19 protein-coding genes are annotated in these 18,983 nt (G+C 61.1%); 16 read left to right on the top strand and 3 right to left on the bottom strand.

The window, feature by feature from the left end; all coding sequences use genetic code 11:
• Positions 1-172: 172 nt before the first annotated feature.
• Both ACZYOF_RS21305 and ACZYOF_RS21300 read right to left on the bottom strand, forming a co-directional pair.
• On the bottom strand, positions 173-763 hold the full coding sequence (locus ACZYOF_RS21305) for an RES family NAD+ phosphorylase (protein WP_463331831.1): 591 nt from the start codon (positions 761-763) through the stop codon (positions 173-175).
• Positions 760-1,431: a hypothetical protein gene (locus tag ACZYOF_RS21300; protein ID WP_463717008.1), complete on the bottom strand. Its 672-nt coding sequence runs from the start codon at positions 1,429-1,431 to the stop codon at positions 760-762. The genes ACZYOF_RS21305 and ACZYOF_RS21300 overlap by 4 nt, the downstream gene beginning before the upstream one ends.
• Before the next feature lie 421 nt (positions 1,432-1,852).
• Here ACZYOF_RS21300 and ACZYOF_RS21295 point away from each other — a divergent pair, with 421 nt between their 5' ends.
• From ACZYOF_RS21295 to ACZYOF_RS21240, 12 genes are all read left to right on the top strand, one after another.
• A complete protein-coding gene (locus tag ACZYOF_RS21295) occupies positions 1,853-3,880 on the top strand; it encodes a conjugal transfer protein TraG (RefSeq protein WP_463331829.1) in 2,028 nt (675 codons plus the stop codon).
• Positions 3,881-3,891: 11 nt separating this feature from the next.
• Positions 3,892-4,443 (top strand): CopG family transcriptional regulator, encoded by a 552-nt coding sequence (locus ACZYOF_RS21290; protein ID WP_463717007.1) that lies wholly within the window; start codon positions 3,892-3,894, stop codon positions 4,441-4,443.
• Positions 4,436-5,419, top strand: coding sequence for a P-type conjugative transfer ATPase TrbB (gene trbB, locus ACZYOF_RS21285; protein ID WP_463331827.1), 984 nt, complete (start codon positions 4,436-4,438; stop codon positions 5,417-5,419). Before ACZYOF_RS21290 ends, trbB begins: the two co-directional genes overlap by 8 nt.
• Positions 5,420-5,532: 113 nt before the next feature.
• The gene (locus tag ACZYOF_RS21280) at positions 5,533-5,802 is read left to right on the top strand and encodes a TrbC/VirB2 family type IV secretion system protein (RefSeq protein WP_463331836.1); all 270 of its coding nucleotides are present in this window, start codon (positions 5,533-5,535) and stop codon (positions 5,800-5,802) included.
• Positions 5,802-6,059, top strand: a complete 258-nt coding sequence (locus tag ACZYOF_RS21275) for a VirB3 family type IV secretion system protein (RefSeq protein WP_463331826.1) — start codon at positions 5,802-5,804, stop codon at positions 6,057-6,059. Before ACZYOF_RS21280 ends, ACZYOF_RS21275 begins: the two co-directional genes overlap by 1 nt.
• On the top strand, positions 6,053-8,635 hold the full coding sequence (gene trbE / locus ACZYOF_RS21270) for a conjugal transfer protein TrbE (RefSeq protein WP_463717006.1): 2,583 nt from the start codon (positions 6,053-6,055) through the stop codon (positions 8,633-8,635). The genes ACZYOF_RS21275 and trbE overlap by 7 nt, the downstream gene beginning before the upstream one ends.
• Positions 8,636-8,671: 36 nt before the next feature.
• A complete protein-coding gene (gene trbJ, locus ACZYOF_RS21265; RefSeq protein WP_463331835.1) occupies positions 8,672-9,427 on the top strand; it encodes a P-type conjugative transfer protein TrbJ in 756 nt (251 codons plus the stop codon).
• Between the two features lie 11 nt (positions 9,428-9,438).
• Entirely contained in the window at positions 9,439-10,602 is a 1,164-nt protein-coding gene (gene trbL, locus ACZYOF_RS21260; RefSeq protein ID WP_463331824.1) for a P-type conjugative transfer protein TrbL, read from the top strand.
• Positions 10,603-10,605: 3 nt separating this feature from the next.
• Positions 10,606-11,310: a conjugal transfer protein TrbF gene (gene trbF / locus ACZYOF_RS21255; RefSeq protein ID WP_463331823.1), complete on the top strand. Its 705-nt coding sequence runs from the start codon at positions 10,606-10,608 to the stop codon at positions 11,308-11,310.
• Positions 11,307-12,332 (top strand): P-type conjugative transfer protein TrbG, encoded by a 1,026-nt coding sequence (trbG, locus tag ACZYOF_RS21250; protein ID WP_463331822.1) that lies wholly within the window; start codon positions 11,307-11,309, stop codon positions 12,330-12,332. Before trbF ends, trbG begins: the two co-directional genes overlap by 4 nt.
• Positions 12,329-13,618: a TraB/TrbI/VirB10 family type IV secretion system protein gene (locus tag ACZYOF_RS21245; protein WP_463331821.1), complete on the top strand. Its 1,290-nt coding sequence runs from the start codon at positions 12,329-12,331 to the stop codon at positions 13,616-13,618. Before trbG ends, ACZYOF_RS21245 begins: the two co-directional genes overlap by 4 nt.
• Before the next feature lie 4 nt (positions 13,619-13,622).
• A complete protein-coding gene (locus ACZYOF_RS21240; RefSeq protein WP_463331820.1) occupies positions 13,623-13,850 on the top strand; it encodes a DUF2274 domain-containing protein in 228 nt (75 codons plus the stop codon).
• Positions 13,851-13,860: 10 nt separating this feature from the next.
• On the opposite strand, the gene ACZYOF_RS21235 is transcribed toward ACZYOF_RS21240, so the two are convergent.
• Positions 13,861-14,304, bottom strand: coding sequence for a hypothetical protein (locus ACZYOF_RS21235; RefSeq protein ID WP_463331819.1), 444 nt, complete (start codon positions 14,302-14,304; stop codon positions 13,861-13,863).
• Positions 14,305-14,343: 39 nt separating this feature from the next.
• Between ACZYOF_RS21235 and ACZYOF_RS21230 the strand changes: the two genes are divergently transcribed.
• The 4 genes from ACZYOF_RS21230 to ACZYOF_RS21215 all read left to right on the top strand — a co-directional run bounded on the left by ACZYOF_RS21230 (position 14,344) and on the right by ACZYOF_RS21215 (position 17,751).
• Positions 14,344-14,568: a helix-turn-helix domain-containing protein gene (locus ACZYOF_RS21230; RefSeq protein ID WP_463331818.1), complete on the top strand. Its 225-nt coding sequence runs from the start codon at positions 14,344-14,346 to the stop codon at positions 14,566-14,568.
• Positions 14,569-14,797: 229 nt separating this feature from the next.
• A complete protein-coding gene (locus ACZYOF_RS21225; RefSeq protein WP_463331817.1) occupies positions 14,798-15,343 on the top strand; it encodes a hypothetical protein in 546 nt (181 codons plus the stop codon).
• 687 nt (positions 15,344-16,030) lie between these two features.
• Positions 16,031-16,465 (top strand): very short patch repair endonuclease, encoded by a 435-nt coding sequence (locus ACZYOF_RS21220; protein ID WP_463331816.1) that lies wholly within the window; start codon positions 16,031-16,033, stop codon positions 16,463-16,465.
• 116 nt (positions 16,466-16,581) lie between these two features.
• Positions 16,582-17,751, top strand: a complete 1,170-nt coding sequence (locus ACZYOF_RS21215; RefSeq protein ID WP_463717005.1) for an AAA family ATPase — start codon at positions 16,582-16,584, stop codon at positions 17,749-17,751.
• The last annotated feature ends 1,232 nt before the right edge of the window (positions 17,752-18,983 follow it).

The raw sequence follows: 18,983 nt of genomic DNA, 5'->3' as shown, positions 1-18,983 counted from the left end.
GAACATGCCCTAAGATTCGGTAATCATTTATACGCTGCCCTCGCAGTCAGCTTCGGCGGTTCGGCGGAAGCGTGAAGGATTCCGCCCCAACGCGTTGGTCAATTTGTTTCGTCAGCTCGCGGGCATGCCCATCGCGGCCGAAGCCTCGCGGATCGGCCGGCTTCGACGAGAGTCAGCCGGGCGCCAGTCCGACCTTGTATCGCCGCGCGAGCTGCCAGAACCAGTCCTGGTCCAGGTTGGTTTCCCGGTCGATCTCTCGGACCGAGCTGCGCGCGCGGTCAAAGATCGCGTAGCAAAGGCCCTCGTCGTCATGGCGGGCGTAGTAGGCGATGCCATCGGGACGAAGCGGATGGTCGAATAGTGTCTTCGACCAGGCCTGCGGCGCGTCGTAAGGCAGGCCGCCATGTACAACCTCGGCGGTCGCACCGAGGATCGCAAGCGAGGGGCCTGCGAGCCTGATCAGTTCAAGGTCTGCTGCAATTTCGAGCCGAACGTATGCTTTGCGCCGGAGCAGGCCGGCATCAATCAGGGTTCGTCCCGGCACGCGGAGGAACGTCTCTGCGAATGCGCCATATGCTTCCCGAGCGGCATAGAGAACGCCGTAACTCCCGTCAGGGGCGTTCAGCCGGCCCAGGCGCGACGTGTCGAAAAAGATCGGATCGTATTCGGCCGTGTAAAACCGATGAAGGACGGTGCCCCGCCGCAGTCGGACCAGGCGGGGACGACGGCGAGCCAGATCGTCCGGCGGCAGCGGTGCACTCACGCGCCTTGCTGGGCCATTCGCCGGGCGGCCTCAACCACGAGGTCGATTTTGCCTTCCTTGAGCAGATCGATCGGTTTACGGCCATTCAGCCGATCATCAGGCTGGGCCAGAAAATTCAGGACGGTCCAGGGATTTTTGGTCGGCAGAGCCTCACGAACTGACTTGAGGCCCTCGACGACAGTGCCGTCCGAATTGAACTGAAGGGTCGGAAAGCTTTTGTGATTGCTGGGACCGGGAACAGCAAGGAGGCTGCCCTCTTGCACGCGCTTGTCGATGGCCTGCCGAGAAATGCCCCGCAGGAGCGTCCTGACCTGGTCCAGATCGTAGGCGCCCCCTGACCGCCGAAGGTCCTCCTGCGCAATGCGGACTCCCTCGAGGACAGCGAGAGCGCGAGCGTCGGGCGCGAACGCCTCCTTGTTGACGACAGCCGCCTTTTTCCCGGCTTCGGAGAAGAACCGGAACGCCTGACCAGCCAGCTGCTTGTTGCGCTCACGGATTTTCTGCAGAGCCGTTGCGCTTTTGGAGACGATCGCGACTTGAGCGTCCGCGGGAAGAGCGAGGTTCTTCAGAGCGGCCGGCTTGTGCTTGAGCACCATCATCACGCCGTCGCCGTGAGCGGACGGACTTTTGGTTCCGGCGGTGGAAGGTTTCGACTGTGTCTTGGGCATGAACGGAACTCCAAGGCAAATATGGGAGCGCGAAGCAACTTTGTCAACTTTGGCAATCCGGCCAGAGGTGTTATAATACCTCCCACTTCGTGGGCATCCCCGCCAAGCACGACGTAGACCAGATACGTCGGCGATCGTTCGCCGAAGCGACTCGCAACCTCGTTTCGATGTTAATGCGAGCCACCTGCGAGCATTCGAGAAGCGAACCATCAGCGAAATCCTGTTTGAACCAATGGCTCACGGGCTGTTGAGGCACTTGCTGATGCTGCCTCGATCATGATCGAAAGCTCCTCGCTTGTACAACGCTTGATCAATATCGCGCTCGCTGACGGCACGGTTTTTTATTTCGATTGAACACGACGTCCGTTCGCTCTTTTCATCGCGCCATTCACTTGGGACGGGGGTGAATGGGGCAAGCCGAATGTTTCCAGCAAAAATCTATGTCGGTCAGATCGTCGTCGTGTTCAGCATCGTCGTCGCGTCAACGTGGGGTGCGACGCAGTGGACGGCAGCAGCTCTCGGATTTCAGGTGCGGCTTGGCGAACCGTGGTTCTCGCTTTCAGGCTATCCGATCTATCTGCCCTGGCGCTTGTTCGAATGGTGGTTTGCCTACGAGGCATATGCGCCGGAGATTTTTGAGAAGGGCGGCGCCATTGCTGCGGCGGGCGGGGTTGCGGGCGCGCTGTTTGCGATTCTCAACTCGGTCTGGCGCGCGCGGCAAAGTCAGCTCGTGACGACTTACGGCTCGGCGCGCTGGGCCTCCCTCAAGGAGATCAAATCCGCCGGTCTTTTCGCCGCCAAGGGTGTGTTTCTGGGGCGGCTCGAGAACAACTACCTGCGTCATGACGGACCTGAGCACGTCATGTGCTTTGCGCCGACGCGTTCGGGCAAGGGCGTCGGGCTCGTGCTGCCGACCTTGTTGTCCTGGACTTCGTCTGCGGTGGTGCACGACATCAAGGGCGAGAACTGGCAATTGACCGCCGGTTGGCGGTCCACCTTCTCGCATTGCCTGCTCTTCAATCCGACCGATCCACGAAGCGCGCGTTACAATCCGTTGCTCGAGGTCCGCAAGGGCGCGGCCGAGGTGCGCGACGTTCAGAACATCGCCGACATCCTGGTCGATCCAGAAGGGGCGCTCGAACGCCGAACCCATTGGGAGAAGACCAGCCATTCCCTGCTTGTCGGGGTGATCCTCCACGTCCTCTATGCCGAAGAACAGAAGACGTTGACCCGGGTCACGGAGATCCTGGCCGATCCCGCTCAGTCCTTTGAGAAGACGCTGCGGATCATGATGGCCACCAATCATCTCGGGACCGAGACAGAGCCAAAGGTGCATCCCGTCGTTGCCGCGACCGCACGGGAGCTCCTCAACAAGTCCGAGAACGAGCGTTCAGGCGTGCTGTCGACGGCCGTCAGCTTCCTTGGGCTGTACCGCGATCCCATCGTCAGCCGAAACACGGAAGCCTGCGATTGGCGGATTGCCGATCTGGTAGCTGCGGCCAAGCCTGTCACGCTCTATCTCGTCGTGCCGCCGTCAGACATCAGCCGCACCAAACCTCTGATCCGGTTGATCCTCAACCAGATCGGCCGCCGCCTGACGGAAACGCTGAACGCGACTGCCGGCGCCTCCAAGAGCCGCCAGCTCTTGATGATGCTGGATGAATTTCCTGCGCTTGGCCGGCTTGATTTCTTCGAAAGCGCGCTTGCGTTCATGGCGGGCTATGGAATCCGCGCCTACTTGATCGCGCAGTCGCTGAATCAGATCGCGAAGGCCTACGGCGAGAATAACGCGATCCTGGACAATTGCCACGTTCGCATCGCCTTTGCTGCGAACGATGAGCGCACGGCAAAGCGTATCTCGGATGCGCTAGGTACTGCGACCGAGTTGCGCGCCCAGCGCAACTATGCCGGTCATCGGCTGGCGCCATGGCTTGGCCACGTCATGGTCAGCCGCCAGGAGACGGCGCGGCCGCTACTCACGCCCGGCGAAGTGATGCAGTTGCCGCATGATCAGGCGATCGTCCTGGTGTCGGGCCTTGCGCCGGTCCGAGCGCGCAAGCTTCGGCATTACGAGGACGCAAATTTTTTGAGGCGGCTCCTTCCGCCACCGCCTCTTGCCGGCAACATCTATCCAGATCTCCCACCCGCACGACGAGGCGATTGGCATGATCAAGTGCGTTTCGTCGATCTTCGCCTCGCGACCCTGCCATATCGCGAGCTGATGCAGGCCGGTAGCGACGAGGGGGACCTCAAGCAGCAGCTCACACTGTTTGAAGAGGGCTCACCCGCAGCCGACGAGAGCCGACCTTTCGAAGATCGGCTGCTTGACGACGAGACCGATGCGAATGCCGATCGCAGCCAGATGCAGCGTGCGGCGAACGGCTCGAGCTCAATTCGTCGTGCCCACGCCGTCACACGCGATGACGACGACCTTCTCCCTGCGTTCTGACAGGCCCATCCATGAAACCAAAACTTTCAGCCTATGTCTCCGACAGCGTGGCGCAGCGGCTCGAGCTTGCAGCCAGGCGCCCGGGAACCAACAAGTCAGCGATCGTCGATGCTGCGCTCGATCGCTTCCTGAATCCGGAGCGCGACACAGCCGGCGATGCGGCGCTGGTCAGACGGCTCGACCGCATCAGTCGGCAATTGGAGCGCACGGAGCGGGATCTCACGGTGATGGCGGAGACCATTGCGCTATTCGTCCGCTACTACCTGACGATCACGTCGCCGTTGCCATCGGGCGACCAGGACGCGGCGCGTGCGCTCGGGCGGGAGCGGTTCGAAATGTTCGTCGCCCAGGTCGGCAAGCGCGTTGCCTCCGGCAGCCGGCTTGTTGCCGACGTGATGGACCGCGTCACGACGTCGAAGCCAGATTTGTTCATGAGGAATATCGAGGAAGGAGCTCCTCTGGGAGCGTCCGAAAGGGGCATGACCGAATCCCGCTCGCAAGAGGCGGCGGGTGAGCAGCCGGGGCTGTCTCCAGCTGGGCGGGAGGAGGTCGGCAATGTCTGACCTTCTCTCGCCCGAAACCCGCGAACGGCGCCGCGGCATGCTGCGAACCGCAATGGGACCGGCGATCGCGCTTGCGTTGGAAGACGAGGATGTCGTCGAGGTCATGGTCAACCCCGACGGAAAGCTCTGGCTTGACCGGCACAAAGTGGGCCGCGCCGACACAGGAGTCGTGCTGACCGCCCAGGAATCCGAGCGGATCATCCGCCTGGTCGCGAGCCATGTCCGCGCGGAAGCGAGCGGGGCCTCGCCAATCGTCTCAGCGGAGCTTCCCGAAACCGGCGAGCGCTTTGAAGGCATCCTGCCGCCGGTCTCGCTTGCGCCCTGTTTTGCGATCCGCAAGCCGGCGACCACGACCTTTCGGCTCTCCGATTATGTGAAGGCGCAGATCGCTTCGCCGCTGATGGCAAAGGTGCTCACGGCGGCGGTGGCTGAAGGCCGGAGCATCCTGATCGCGGGCGGCACGGGGTCGGGCAAGACCACGCTTGCCAACGCGCTTCTTGCAGAGATCGCCGGTCTTAACGAACGCGTCGTCATCATCGAAGACACCCGCGAACTGCGCTGCGATGCCAGGGACGCCGTGGCGCTGCGCACCAAGCCGGGCGTCGCAAGCCTTGCCGATCTCGTGCGCTCGACCCTTCGCCTGCGGCCCGACCGCATCATCGTCGGCGAGGTCAGGGGCGCCGAAGCTCTCGACATGCTCAAGGCCTGGAATACCGGTCACCCCGGCGGCATCGCTACCGTCCACGCCAACTCGGCGCGCGCGGCGCTCTATCGTATCGAGCAGTTGATCCAGGAGGCGGTCGCCACGGTGCCGCGCCGCCTCATTGCCGAAGCGATCGGTCTGATCGTCTTCATCAAGGGACGGGGGCCCGCTCGCCGGATCGAAGCAATCGCCGAGCTCAAAGGCCTCGATCCCTCCGGTGACTACCTGCTCGAAACCCCGCCCGGACTTCCAAACACAAGCCATCGTCCCTGAAAGGAGACCATCACATGCTGACTGGACTGCACTCATATGTGCGTTTTCGCCTTCGCAGCGTCGGTAAGCTGGGCGAGGCAATCTTGATCGAAGTCGGCGCCGCCGCGGCTTGCATGCTTGCAATCGCCTCGGAAGCCCAAGCCGCCGGCTCGGGCATGCCGTGGGAAGCTCCGCTCGAGCGGGTCCTGGAATCGGTCCAGGGTCCGGTCGCCAAGATCGTCGCCGTCATCATCATCACCGTAACCGGAATCTCGCTCGCGTTCGGCGATACCTCCGGTGGTTTCCGCCGCATGGTTCAGGTCGTGTTCGGCCTCTCCATCGCCTTTGCGGCGAGTTCCTTCTTTCTGTCCTTCTTCTCGTTCGGCGGCGGAGCGCTGATCTGATGCGCCCCGATGGTTTTGAACTCGTCCTCCATCGCTCGCTCACCGAGCCGATCCTGATCGGTGGCGCGCCCCGCGCCGCTGCCATCCTGATCGGCACGTTATCCGCCGCGCTCGCGCTCGGCTTGCGGCTGTGGCTCGCGGGCCTCGTGCTCTGGATCGTCGGCCACAGCATCGCGGTCTGGCTCGCCAAGCGCGACCCGGCCTTCGTCGAAGTCGCCATCCGCCACACCAAGCACAAGGGCTGGCTTGCATGCTGAATTTGAGAGAATTCCGCAGTGATGCGTACCGGCTCGCCGACTGGCTGCCATGGGCCTGCCTTGTTGCACCGGGCGTGATCCTGAACAAGGACGGCAGTTTCCAGCGCACCATCCGCTACCGGGGACCCGATCTCGACAGCGCAACCGAGGCCGAGCTGATGAGCGTGGCCTCGCGGGTCAACAACGTGCTGAAGCGCTTTGGTTCGGGTTGGGCGCTATTCTTTGACGCCACGCGGATTCCGGCGTCGGACTATCCGCGCTCGCAGTTTCCGGATTCGGTGTCGTGGCTCGTCGACGAAGAACGGCGAGCCGCGTTTGAGGGCTCCAGTGAGGGGTGGGACGACCCGTCACGTCCGCGCGGGCAGCATTTCGAGAGCGTGCTGCATCTAACATTGATGTATTTGCCGCCGGCGGAGCGGGTCTCTCGGCTGGAAGGGCTGTTTCTGGAACGTCCGCAGGAGAGGCAAGGGGAGATGCGATGGCGTCGCAGCGGGCGGCCCCAGCCTGCTCACGACCAGGCGTACGAGGATGATCCGGCACAGCACGACGCTTCGGACGGATCGATCGAAACCCCACGCCGCCAGCGGCACGAGCGGCCCAGCTATCGGGATCACCTTCGACGCTTCATTCAGGAGACCGACCGCGCGATCGACCTGATGGCCTCGGTCCTGCCCGAGATCTGGCCCCTGAACGATGAGGAGACGCTGACCTACCTGCATAGCTGCGTCTCGACCAAGCGACATCTCGTCGCCGTGCCGGATATTCCGGCCTATCTCGATTGTTTCCTGAGCGATGAGCCGTTGACCGGCGGCATATCCCCGGCCATCGGCCGCAACCATTTGCGCGCGCTGACGGTGCTCGGCTTTCCCGCGGTCACCTTTCCGGGCCTGCTCGATGAACTGAACAGGTTAGGGGTTCCCTATCGATGGGCGACCCGCTTCCTGCCCCTCGACCGCAGTCAGGCCAACGCGACCTTGTCGCGCTACCGCCGTCAATGGTTCGCCAAGCGAAAGTCGCTTGCCGCCATCGTCAAGGAGGTGATGTTCAACGAACAGGCCGTTCTCATCGACACCGATGCCGGCAACAAGGCGGCCGACGCCGATGCCGCATTGTCCGAGCTTGGCGATGACCTGGTCGCCTTCGGCTACATCACGACGACGGTTACCATCAGTGATGAAGACGCGCGCTACGCCGATGAGAAAATCCGCGCCGTCGAGCGCGTCATCAATAGCCGGGGCTTCACCACCATCCGCGAGGGCGTCAACGCAGTTGAGGCCTGGCTGGGCAGCCTGCCGGGGCAAGCCTATGCCAACATCCGCCAGCCGATCGTCCATACGCTCAACCTCGCCCATATGTGCCCGTTATCGGCGGTGTGGGCCGGTCCGGAACGGTGCGAGCACCTCGATGGGCCGCCGCTTCTCGTCGCCAAGACCAAGGGAGCAACCCCGTTTCGGCTGTCCTTGCATGCGGGCGACGTCGGGCACACCATTGTCGTCGGCCCCACCGGGGCAGGTAAGTCGGTGCTGCTCTCGGTTCTGGCGCTCCAGTTTCGACGCTATCCCAACGCGCAGCTCGTCATCTTTGACAAAGGGCGCTCGGCTCGCGCGATGACCCTCGCGCTGGCCGGGGCCTGGTATGAGCTAGGCGCCAGGGGCGGGATCGCGTTTCAGCCGCTCAAGGATGTCGGGGAGGAGGGGGCGCGGCTTTGGGCGCTTGATTGGCTGTGCGGTGTTCTCGCCCATGAGCGCGTCACCGTGACGCCGGAGGTCAAGGAGACCGTCTGGTCGGCGCTCAAGAGCCTTGGCTCTGCACCCGTCTCGCAACGGACGATGACTGGCCTCGTCGCGCTGCTTGCCCGCGATGCGCTGCGCCAGGCGCTGCAGCCCTACACGCTCGAAGGTCCGTTCGGGCGCTTTCTCGATGCGGATGCCGACCGACTCTCCGGCTCAGACGTTCTGACCTTCGAGATGGAGGAACTGATGGCGCTGCCGGGCCTGGTCGCGCCCGTGCTGACCTATCTCTTCCACACGCTCGAGGCGCGCTTCGACGGCCGTCCAACCTTGCTCGTCCTCGATGAAGCCTGGGTATTTCTCGACGATCCGCTGTTTTCAAGCCGGATCCGGGAGTGGCTGAAGACGCTGCGCAAGAAGAACGTGGCGGTCGTCTTTGCCACCCAGTCGCTTGCCGATATCGCCGACAGCCAGATTGCGCCGGCGATCATTGAATCCTGCCCAAGCCGGATCTTCCTGCCCAATCCGCGCGCCCTCGAGCCGACCCAGATCGAGACCTACCGCCGCTTCGGTCTGAACGACACCCAGATTCGGCTCATCGCGGAGGCCTTTCCCAAGCGCGACTATTACCTGCAGTCGCGCGCCGGCAACCGCCTGTTTGAGCTTGGCCTCGGGCCGGTGGCGCTGGCCTTCGCCGCGGCATCCTCCCCCGAGGATCAGCGCGTCATCGAAAACGTCTTGGCCAAGACTGGCCCACATCATTTTGCCGAGCGCTATCTCGCTGAACGCGATCTGCACTGGGCTGCAAACCTGATCAGAACCTTCGAACAGGCGCGCCGCTCCTGACGCGCAACGCAAGTCATTCAGAAGTTGGAGCAAGTCATGCTGCGATCTCGTCTGCGCGGATTCCGTCCGTTCGTTCCGTCAAGGGCTGCGACGGCGCTGTCCTTGTTGCTGTCGGTCGGCGTTCAAGGCACGTCACAGGTTAAGGCCCAGTCAATCGTGTACGACCCCTGGAACTACAGCCAGACCCTGCTCAGCGCGGCCCGGGCCCTCGATCAGATCAACAACCAGATCAGGAGCCTCGAAAACGAGGCGCAGATGCTCATCAACCAGGCCCGTAATCTCGAAAGGTTGCCGTCGAGCGTGGCGGGTCAACTAACGAGCACGATCGCGCGCATGAACGATCTGATCGCGCAAGCCAAGGGCCTTTCGTTCGATGTTCAGAAATCCCAAAGCGACTTTGGACGGCTTTATCCCCGGCAGTACACGGCGGCAGCTTCCTCCGATCGCATGGTGCAGGACGCGACAGCGCGCTGGGACAATAGCTACGAAGGACTGAAGCAGTCGCTTGTGACCCAGGCAACGATCGCATCCACGCTTGATGCGGACCGGCAGACGCTGGGCACCTTGATGGCGAATTCCTCAGCCGCAAACGGATCGGTCCAGGCCCAGCAATCAACCAATGAATTGCTGGGCCTGCAGCTCAAGCAGGCTTTGCAGGCGCAGACCCTATCCCTGACCCAGGCACGCGCCGACACGTTACGAGCCGCCGAGCAGCAAGCCTCCGTCGCGGCAGCGCAAGAGCGGTTTGTTCGCTTCATCGGCGACGGCCATGCCTACACCGGCGGGAAGTGAGGGGGCATCCAATGGCTGATCTCTCCGTCATTGATCGATTTACCGAGACCTTCTCGCGCTACATCGATTCAGGTTTTGGACTCCTGTCCGGCGATGTCTCGTTCCTCAGTTCGACCCTGATCGGGATCGATCTGACGCTCGCCGGGCTCGCCTGGAGCGTTCGCGGCGATGACCAGATCCTGGTGACGCTTGCGAAGAAGGTGCTCTATGTGGGGGCGTTCGCCTTCATCATAGGGAACTTCAAGAGCCTTGCGGATATCGTCTTTAACTCGTTCTCCAGCATCGGGCTGAAGGCGTCCGGCGGAAGTTTGAGCGCGGCCGATTTGGCCCGGCCCGGGTTCGTCGCCTCGGCAGGATTTACCGCCGCGCACCCGCTTCTTGAGGAGACGAGCCAGTTCACAGGCTTCGATGTCCTGACCAACCTGCCGACGATCCTGATCCTGTTGTTCTGCTGGATCCTGATCGTACTGGCCTTCTTCGTGCTCTCGATCCAGCTCTTCGTCACGCTGATCGAGTTTAAGCTGACGACGCTGGCGAGCTTTATATTGGTGCCGTTTGCATTGTGGGGGAAAACGGCGTTCCTGGCGGAGAAGACCCTCGGCAACGTCGTGGCCTCCGGCGTGAAGGTGATGGTGCTTGCGATCATCATCGGCATCGGTTCCACCATCTTCGGCCAGCTCTCGAGCACCTTGACGCGGCCGATCGACGTCGCTTCCGCGATGAGCCTGTTGCTGGCGGCGCTTTCGCTGTTCGGGCTCGGCATCTTCGGACCCGGAATTGCGGCGGGCCTTGTTTCGGGTGCGCCTCAACTTGGAGCCGGCGCGGCTGCCGGAACGGTGGCGGGTGCAGCGGCGGTCGTGATCGGTAGCGGCGCGGTTGCCGCGGGCGGACTTCGGATGGCCGCCGGCGGATCGATGGCGGCGGTTCGATCTGCGGCGTCGCTCAGTGGGGCAGCTTCGGCTGCTAGCAGCCCGGCCCGTGCCACGGCGGCAGAACAGCTCTCCGGAGCAGCCAGTGGGAGCTCGGTAAGCGGCGCACCGACATCAGGAGCGGCGGGGACATCGGCGGCACCACAGCGGCGCCACGTCAGAGAAGCGGCGCAGCTCGCGGCCCATACCCTGAAAGAGGGAGACAAGGGCGGTCATTCCTCTGGTCCGAAGCTCGGGGAGGACTGACATATGGCAGCCCATCCCTTTCGTCGTGCCTCCGTTCGATACGGTGAGACGCCCGAGCCGGTTACGCCCTATCAGAAAGCGGCCCAGGTCTGGGACGAGCGGCTGGGCTCCGCACGCGTGCAGGCCAGCAACTGGCGGCTCACGGCCCTGGCGGCCGTCGGGCTGTCCGGTGTGCTCGGCTTGACGATTCTGACCCAGATCGCCCGCTCCGGCGTGGTTCCCTACGTCGTCGAGGTCGACCGGCTCGGCGAAGTCCGCGCGGTCGGCCCTGCGCTCGAAGGCTACCAGCCGTCAGACGCGCAGATTGCACATTTTCTCGCGCGCTTCATCGAAAACGTCCGCTCGCTGTCGATCGACCCTGTCATCGTCCGGACGAACTGGCTGCGCGCTTACGACTTTACGACCGACCGTGGCGCTCAGGCCTTGAACGACTACGCGCGCGAAACCGACCCGTTTGCAAAAATCGGCTCCAAGACGGTGACGGCCGAGGTCACCTCGGTGGTGCGCGCTTCCAGCGACAGTTTCGAGATCCGCTGGAAGGAAAACACCTACGAGAACGGCTCCATCGCCAAGACCGAGCGCTTCACCGGTCTCGTCACCACGGTGCTCAAGCCGCCGACCGACGCCGAGACGCTGCGCAAAAATCCGCTCGGGCTCTACGTTCATTCCCTCAACTGGTCACGCGACCTCATCGGAGACGCCAAATGAATTCTGCCGCCCCCACGAAACTCGCGTCGGCCAGCATGCTCGCCTTGTCATTGATGCTCTGCGGATGCGCGACCAAGCTCAACCTTGAAGCACCCTATGACGAATTGACCTTTGAGCAGGCCAGTCCCGAGGCGGATCCGCCAAAGCCGGTCGAGGTGGTTGAGACGCCAAAGATCCTGCCGCTGCCTGGTCAGCTCAAGCCTTACCCGACAAGGGGCGAGAAGGGCGAAAAGCTTCCGCCGGAGCAGGCGATCGCCAAGGCGAACAAGGCGGCGCGGATGGAGCCGACGCGCGCCGGATACATCAATGCCATCCAGGTCTACCCCTGGACCGAGGGGGCGCTTTATCGGCTTTACGCGAGCCCCGAGAAGGTCTCGACCGTCGCGCTCCAGCCGGGCGAAGAGCTGATCGATGTCTCCACGGGCGACACGGTGCGCTGGGTGGTGGGCGATACCTCGAGCGGGCAGGGGAACGCCCGACGGGTTCACATCCTGATCAAGCCGACGCTGCCGGATATCCAGACCAATCTTGTGGTCCTGACCGATCGGCGCACCTACCACCTCGAGCTCGTGTCTACCAAGCAGACCTACATGGCGTCGATTTCGTGGACTTATCCCACCGATACGCTTGTCGCGCTGCACAAGCAGAACGCCGCCGCCCAGGAAAATGAGCAACGGGTCGCCGACCGCGGAGTGCGGCTCGACAGTTTGAACTTCCGATACCGTATCGAAGGCGACGATCCGCCGTGGCGGCCGCTGCGCGCCTTTGACGACGGCCGCAAGGTCTACATCCAGATGCCCTCGGGGCTATCGCAGGGCGAGGCGCCGCCTCTGTTCGTGGCGGGAGCCGACGGTCGCCCCAATCTCGTGAACTATCGCGTTCGCGGCTCCTATTACATTGTCGATCGAATGTTTGGTGCCGCCGAACTGCGCATGGGAGAGAACCCGCAACGCATTGTCCGGATCATCCGGATCGACGCGCGACCCGTCTCGCAGGCAATCAGCACCGGGAGCGCTTCATGACGGATCGGCTGGACCAGGATTCTCCTGAACCCCTGGAGCTGCGGGCGCGCCCGAGACCGATCCGCCGCCTCAACAAACGTGCCTTGATGATCGGCTGCGCGGTGGTGGCGCTTGTCATTGCCGGGGCTACGATCATTGCGCTGCGTCCACCGCGTCTGTTCAAGAGTGAGGAGCGGACGGAACTCTATAATACCGACCGAAAGCAGACGGCTGAGGGGTTGAGCAAGCTGCCCAGGTCGTATGAGGACCTGCCGCCCTCCGTGCCGCGGCTCGGGCCACCGTCGCCCGGCGATGTCGGTCGGGCCTTTGCCGAGAACGAGAAGAAGGCGGGGGTGGCTGCAACGCCCGAGGCGGGCTTCCGCACCAATCCGGAGGAGGATGCCGAGCGCGCGGAGCGGATCCGGCAAGCGCGCATCGCCCAACAGGCAAAGGAGTCGGGGTTGTTTTTCCGGTTGTCGGAGAAGCAGGAGAAGAGAAAGCAGGCAGGCACGATGGAGCTTGCGGCCAATCCGGCATCCGCCTTCCGCCCGCCGGCTTCCGACTCAGCGCCGTCTGCTGCCGAACTGGCACAGGCGGCACGGGCGATGGTTGATCGTTCCGCCGAGATCATTCCTTCATCCCAAGCGCGGAAGTTAGCCTTTGTCGGAGCGAAGGCCGACACCGAGACCACCAATCCTCATGCTCTCGTGCCGGCTCCGTCCACCTACGCGGTGATGGCCGGATCGATCATTCCGGCGAGCCTTGTTACGGGTCTGAATTCGGACTTGCCCGGGGCTACCATCGGCCAGATTACCGAGAACGTCTACGATACGGTCACGGGTGAGCATCTCCTGATCCCGCAGGGGACGCGGCTCGTGGGCAAATACGATAGCGTTGTTGCATTCGGTCAGAAGCGGGCGCTCGTGATTTGGACACGACTCATCCTGCCGAACGGCAATTCAATCGTGATCGAGAACCTTCCGGCCACCGATGTTGCGGGCTATGCCGGGCTCGAGGATGAGGTCGATTTCCACACCTGGCAATTGCTCAAGGGCGTGGCTCTGGCCACGTTGATCGGGGTAGGGACCCAGCTATCGATCGGCAATGACGAGAGCGATCTCGTCAAAGCGTTGCGGGAAAGCACGCAGCAAACGACCAATCGCGCAGGGCAGCGCCTTGTCGAGCGCGAGCTCGACGTGCAGCCGACGATTACCGTGCGGCCGGGATGGCCGCTGCGGGTGATTGTTTCGAAGGATCTTTTGCTGAAGCCATACCGGGATGTTCAATCGGCAGCTAAGGGCAGATGACGATATGAAGCTTGCGAAGTTACCTGATCGGACGCCGGTGAAAATGAATGTTGTGCTTGCGCCTAGTCTCGCGAAGCGGCTGCGCGAGTATGCCGACTTTTATGCTGAGACTTACGGCAGCCGGGAGGAAGTCGCGGAGCTGATACCGTTTATGTTGGAGGCTTTTCTCGATAGTGATACCGAGTTTCGAAAGGCCAAGAGGACAGCCACCGCCGATATCGCATCGTCCTAACATCCGCCTGCTAGCTTGCGGTGGTTTTCATGGTAGAAATCGCGTGCTGTACGGCGCAGATCGATTTTTGAAGTCTTTCGAGCAGTACTCTTAGTTCGACCTCCGTCGTTTCTTCCATGTGAAGGTTGCTGGGCTCCAGGAGCATATTGACGAGCTCGTCAAGTGAAATAGTTCTGTTTGTAAAGCAGTAGTTGGACGCCAGGCCACTCGCGGTGGAAGTTATCTCTCCAGCCCCGGATAAGCTTATTTCAATCGAGACATTCGCAATAACGGTGCGTTCGATCAGCTCGGCAGGAAGCTCGACTGAAGCCACCACCATCCCACTCGATACATCTTTATATCCAACCGTCGAAGTGGTCTCCCCGCATTCGGCGAAGGGGCTGAGACGTGGGATGTGATCTGGCCACATGACAACTTCTTCCAGATTGGTGTCGCCTTGATGATGGAATTCCATTGATGGGGACTATAATCCCTAGAGACTATATGCCCCACCATGTTCGATCCTGCAATGCAGGATTGGCGCAAAATCGTCGGCAAAAATGTGCGGAGGATTCGCCAAGAACGAGGGATGACCCAGGAGAAACTTGCCTTCGAAGCCGAGATAGACCTGACGTATGTCGGAGGCATTGAGCGTGGGAAACGCAATCCAAGCTTGCTTGTTTTGGCGCGAATAGCCGAAGCGCTCTCCGTACATCTGACCAAGTTGCTCGCCGAGTAGTTCCAGTAAATGCCTGATTGATGGCCCTGGCACCACACTTTAGCCCAATGTGAAAGCGCAAGCAGCTCGCTAGAGCAGTCGGTCGGCTGGCGGAAGACATGAATGCAATCTGGCCATAAACGATCGGCTGGCAATCCTATTGCCGGATCATCAAGACGACCTGTTCGGCCGCCGCAGACCAACGTACGCATCAGGCGTAGACGCCGCTCTATTCTCGAGCAACGCAGCAATGGCGATCGCTCCAGTCGGTATCTTGCACGGTATCACGCCGATCCCGAGCGCGGCGAGAAGTGCGCGCCCCCGCGTGGCCGATGATCGTGCGCTATTGGCGGATGCGATCTCGAAGAGTGGCATCGCCATTGACGATATGATCATCGTCACCACGGCTTCCCTAGCCACCAAGATTCGCGTTTTGGCCGGCCCAAAGTTTCAGGACGCGGTATTGAGCGGCTCGATGCTAGCTCCCGGCACGGTGATTGGGATTGTTCCGCGAGGTATGGCCGCGGGGTACGCGGGCAACCTCGAATTGGCGACCTCTATCGCCGTAGAGCTGCATATGGAGGACACGGCGCCCCTGCACATCGTCAGCGGGTCACCTCCCGTACCAGCCGCTCCGATGCTGTCTGCATTCCAGACGTGCCTCATCATCTTGAAGGTTTGTGATAAGGTGCGCATGGTGCGTCCAGCCCGGCCCGGTGGCAGTTATCGAGGGAGCAGATTGGTGACATACGAGGAAGCGCTGAGGATCGCCAAGGGGCGGGCGCGCGCCTGGTGAGCCCAAGGGGAGGTGCTGGAGCGCTGGTCCCGAAACATGCCTAAGCCGGAGCCGCCGCCGCGCCCGCGTGGCCTGGATACAACGCCGATAGATTGGTCCTTCGTGATCGCCTCCGGGATAAGGGCGGATCGCGCTTACATGATCGAGGTCGTCGGCCGGGCTCTTGGCGAGTTTCGCAACGACCTGCTCGACGAGTCGAGAGGATGATCTCGGAGAGCGCCGATCAGCCGCGCACCTCCGTGATTCCAGTTTATGATCGGTAGGTCCTGCTGCTGCCGAACCCGCTGCAGAGGCGAGGTGCAAACTAGCGGCCTCTGTCCTCAGAAATTGGCCAAGCGAGGAAGCGCGAAGCGCGGCGACCAAGCGCATACCCACATCTTAATTGGTCGTCCAAGGAAATCGGCCAGCTTTTCGCCGGAATTTGGCTGAACTCCCCTCCTGCCGGGGGGGCGATCGGGCGCACGGACTGGCCGCACACAGGCGCCTGGGCGGCACCAATTGCTGAACGGGAAGGGGGTAAGCGAGGGGTTCTGCGCTGGGACGCGAGATGCACCAGCAGGTCAGCAACGTGCAACGCTAAAGCGACGCGATTCGCCTCTTTTCTTGGAATCGGTCATAATTGATGCTTACAGTGAGCAAGCTCACCATTTTTGGTGAAGTAGTTAGTCCCAGGCAGGACGGCGTCAAATGGTCGATAGATTTACGACGGAGCAGCGATCGAGAATGATGGCCCGGGTGCGCGGTCAGAATACCCAGCCCGAAAGAACCGTGCGACGGCTTGCCCACTCGCTGGGATTCCGCTTTCGCCTTAACCGACGCACTTTACCCGGCTGCCCCGACTTAGTTTTCCCACGACTTCGCAAAGTCATCTTTGTGCATGGCTGCTTTTGGCAGCATCCAGGATGCCGAAAGGCCACCATACCAGGTTCAAACCGAGATTTCTGGGAACGAAAGCTCGCCCGGAATGTCGCTCGTGATGAGCGGGTGCTAAAGGACCTGCAAGAGCTAGGTTGGATGCCATGCGTGATTTGGGAGTGCCAGATTAGGCAGACGCAAGACCTTTACGATCGCATCGCAACATTCCTATCCGAAAACTCCTGCGACTCCAAACAAGCAGCTTGATCCAGTATTCCCGATAGTTCCCTAAGATGCCTTGGCCAACATCAAGCCACGAGTCGCCAGACGTCGATCTCGTCATTCCAGACGTCACGGCACCGCACTATTTGTGGGCGTTCCTGATGACGGATGGTCAGCGGTTTCGGACCAACGATTACGCAGGGGCGAGAGAGCAGCTCAAACGCGCCGTCGATCTCTTCTCTAGTAGAAAAACCGGGGGCCAAGCTCCAGACCCGAATGTATCGGAGCAACGTCTTCGAACTTGGAAGAGCGCCTTCGAAGAGATGGGTTTGCTCACCGTCGAAGATGACGGCACGCTTCGGACAACGCGGTTTGGGCGTGCCGTAATAGACGGTTGGTCCAGCCTCGACAAGGCCTTGGTGGGTACAAATCGGCACATTGCAGCATTAGGCGCCGAGGTTGCGAATCGCGTTCTTCTCGCCAAACCAGACAACAGGGGCAGACCGCCGGACGGCGTTCCAGAGGACGCTGACATTCTGCCTTTGCGCGCGATGTGGCGCGCATTTCGTCATTTAGGCGACCGGTTGCATTGGCAGGACGTCAATCGCGTGCTCGGTCATTTGCACTATGAGCACGAAGTTCCGACCGCGCTTGCCAAGATCGCAAGCTTTCGCCAGCAACACGCTGGGTATTCCGGCACTTCCCTAAACGCGCTCGGATCCGCGCTGACGGATGATCCGAGGCACATTACACCATGGTTCAATCGTGCTGGGATAGGGGGCTTGCTAATTCCCTCCGAAGCGGACGTTGACGGATTTCGGACGCTCCCACCGTCGACAGTCACAATACTCGACGAGCTACTTGGCAGCCCGCTTCCCAGTATTCCTCCGGAAGCACGCACGAACCGCGCCGCATATATTCGCTATTTGATGCGGCCAGTCGACAGGACCGCCAAGCCAGACATGAAAGATTACGATCAGCTTCTGATCAGCAAGATCGCCCAGGCGGCGACCGAATTTGGAAAAACAAAATTCGTTGTCCTCTCGGGTTTGCCGGGTACGGGCAAATCACGCGCAGCACGGCTAGCAGCAGATGTGCTGACTGACGGAGACCCGCTTCGAATCAAAGACATCCAATTCCATGAGAGCACTACCTATGAAGATTTTTTTGAAGGGTTCGTGCCGCGCCCTGACGGACAAGGTTTCGAGCGAAGAAATAAGACGTTTCGGATTATCAATCAAAGGGCTTTGGACGATCCTGGTCGCCCCCATGTGCTTCTCATCGAGGAGTTCACGCGCGCCAACACGCATTCCGTTTGGGAGAGCTTTTGACTTTCATCGAGCATCGCGGCCGGAAGTTCATCGTCGTCACGTGCTGCTGTCGTATATGGGCTACTACAACGACTCGCGAACTCACCTGTCGTTGAACATGGATGCACCTGTACCACGCACCATCCAAAGAAGGGGACGCATTATCTGCCAGCTAATCCAGGCGGACTGCATCATCAATATGCCCGGATTTGATTTGCGATAAGGACAACCGCGCTGCTCTTGTGCGAAAAAAACAGTCAAAATCGTCTTGCGCTATACTAGTTCACCACCGTACCCCACCAACTGAAGTCCAGGCCGGATACCGGCTTTCTGAGGTGGTCTGGAGAGAGCTTGTGCGGGGATTCGACCGCTGCATTTGGACCCCAAGCCGAACTCGCAAGCATAAACGTTTGGCGCTTCTCTCTATCCGGGGACCAAGATGGGTTATCTCTGCCATCCGATAGAAGGCCCCTCGACTTTCTACGGATCCAGGGTCGGCTTGATGCCCACCGAGCCTCGAGCTTCTTCTTGACCACCAGGAAAACCGCATACAAGATCTCCGAGATAGCAAGGGCGAGTTCACCACGGCGGCCGAATTCTATAGCTACTGGCGAAAATACCCGTTCAAAGTCGGTCGTGTTGTTCAGCAACAGCTCGACAAGTTGCTGCGCGCATCTACACCCGGAAACGCAGGCGCGGCACCGGGAAAGAAGGGTTCACGAAAGCACAAACAATAATAGATCGCACCAGGCCCGCGGGCGTGACCGGCTCGCCCAAGGATATCGACCAAAGATTATTTGGTCAGAAGCTCAATGCTACCCTCGTTGCTCGTTCCCCCTTTTCCGTTGCACAACCATAGGTTAAACGGTGCAGGGGGAGTGATGCATGCTTAAAAAGATTGTCGCTATCAGGAATATCGGGCGGTTCCGTAACTCAACAGCCAGCGGTAATCCGCAACTTACCAAGCATACTTTCGTTTCGGGCGCCAATGGCTACGGCAAGACGACGATCTGCGCCGTCCTGCGGTCGCTCAAGACCGGCGACCCTTCACATATTCTGGGGCGTAAGACCCTCGGCGTAAGCGATCCAATGTCGGTCGAACTATTGTTCGTAACCGGCATGAGGCCCCCACCTAGCCATCCTTCGGCTTGCGCGCGATACAGCCTGGCATGAGCGGATCGGTGGAGGTGTAACGATGGCAAATGCCATGCTTGATGCCAGGCAGGAAGGTGACTCCTATCGTCGCGTCGAGG

The sequence above is a fragment of the Bradyrhizobium sp. LeoA1Lang genome, assembly GCF_055413685.1.
This window is presented reverse-complemented; position numbering and strand designations above follow the sequence as displayed.

What these genes read in the sequence shown, in the direction of transcription:
- ACZYOF_RS21300 (WP_463717008.1), bottom strand. Translation starts at nt 1,431, where the DNA reads ATGCCCAAGACACAGTCGAAACCTTCCACCGCCGGAACCAAAAGTCCG.
- trbL (WP_463331824.1), top strand. Translation starts at nt 9,439, where the DNA reads ATGGCTGATCTCTCCGTCATTGATCGATTTACCGAGACCTTCTCGCGC.
- ACZYOF_RS21280 (WP_463331836.1), top strand. Translation starts at nt 5,533, where the DNA reads ATGCTTGCAATCGCCTCGGAAGCCCAAGCCGCCGGCTCGGGCATGCCG.
- ACZYOF_RS21275 (WP_463331826.1), top strand. Translation starts at nt 5,802, where the DNA reads ATGCGCCCCGATGGTTTTGAACTCGTCCTCCATCGCTCGCTCACCGAG.
- trbF (WP_463331823.1), top strand. Translation starts at nt 10,606, where the DNA reads ATGGCAGCCCATCCCTTTCGTCGTGCCTCCGTTCGATACGGTGAGACG.
- ACZYOF_RS21225 (WP_463331817.1), top strand. Translation starts at nt 14,798, where the DNA reads ATGGCGATCGCTCCAGTCGGTATCTTGCACGGTATCACGCCGATCCCG.
- ACZYOF_RS21215 (WP_463717005.1), top strand. Translation starts at nt 16,582, where the DNA reads ATGACGGATGGTCAGCGGTTTCGGACCAACGATTACGCAGGGGCGAGA.
- ACZYOF_RS21220 (WP_463331816.1), top strand. Translation starts at nt 16,031, where the DNA reads ATGGTCGATAGATTTACGACGGAGCAGCGATCGAGAATGATGGCCCGG.
- ACZYOF_RS21235 (WP_463331819.1), bottom strand. Translation starts at nt 14,304, where the DNA reads ATGGAATTCCATCATCAAGGCGACACCAATCTGGAAGAAGTTGTCATG.
- trbE (WP_463717006.1), top strand. Translation starts at nt 6,053, where the DNA reads ATGCTGAATTTGAGAGAATTCCGCAGTGATGCGTACCGGCTCGCCGAC.
- ACZYOF_RS21240 (WP_463331820.1), top strand. Translation starts at nt 13,623, where the DNA reads ATGAAGCTTGCGAAGTTACCTGATCGGACGCCGGTGAAAATGAATGTT.
- ACZYOF_RS21245 (WP_463331821.1), top strand. Translation starts at nt 12,329, where the DNA reads ATGACGGATCGGCTGGACCAGGATTCTCCTGAACCCCTGGAGCTGCGG.
- trbG (WP_463331822.1), top strand. Translation starts at nt 11,307, where the DNA reads ATGAATTCTGCCGCCCCCACGAAACTCGCGTCGGCCAGCATGCTCGCC.
- ACZYOF_RS21230 (WP_463331818.1), top strand. Translation starts at nt 14,344, where the DNA reads ATGTTCGATCCTGCAATGCAGGATTGGCGCAAAATCGTCGGCAAAAAT.
- trbB (WP_463331827.1), top strand. Translation starts at nt 4,436, where the DNA reads ATGTCTGACCTTCTCTCGCCCGAAACCCGCGAACGGCGCCGCGGCATG.
- trbJ (WP_463331835.1), top strand. Translation starts at nt 8,672, where the DNA reads ATGCTGCGATCTCGTCTGCGCGGATTCCGTCCGTTCGTTCCGTCAAGG.
- ACZYOF_RS21295 (WP_463331829.1), top strand. Translation starts at nt 1,853, where the DNA reads ATGTTTCCAGCAAAAATCTATGTCGGTCAGATCGTCGTCGTGTTCAGC.
- ACZYOF_RS21290 (WP_463717007.1), top strand. Translation starts at nt 3,892, where the DNA reads ATGAAACCAAAACTTTCAGCCTATGTCTCCGACAGCGTGGCGCAGCGG.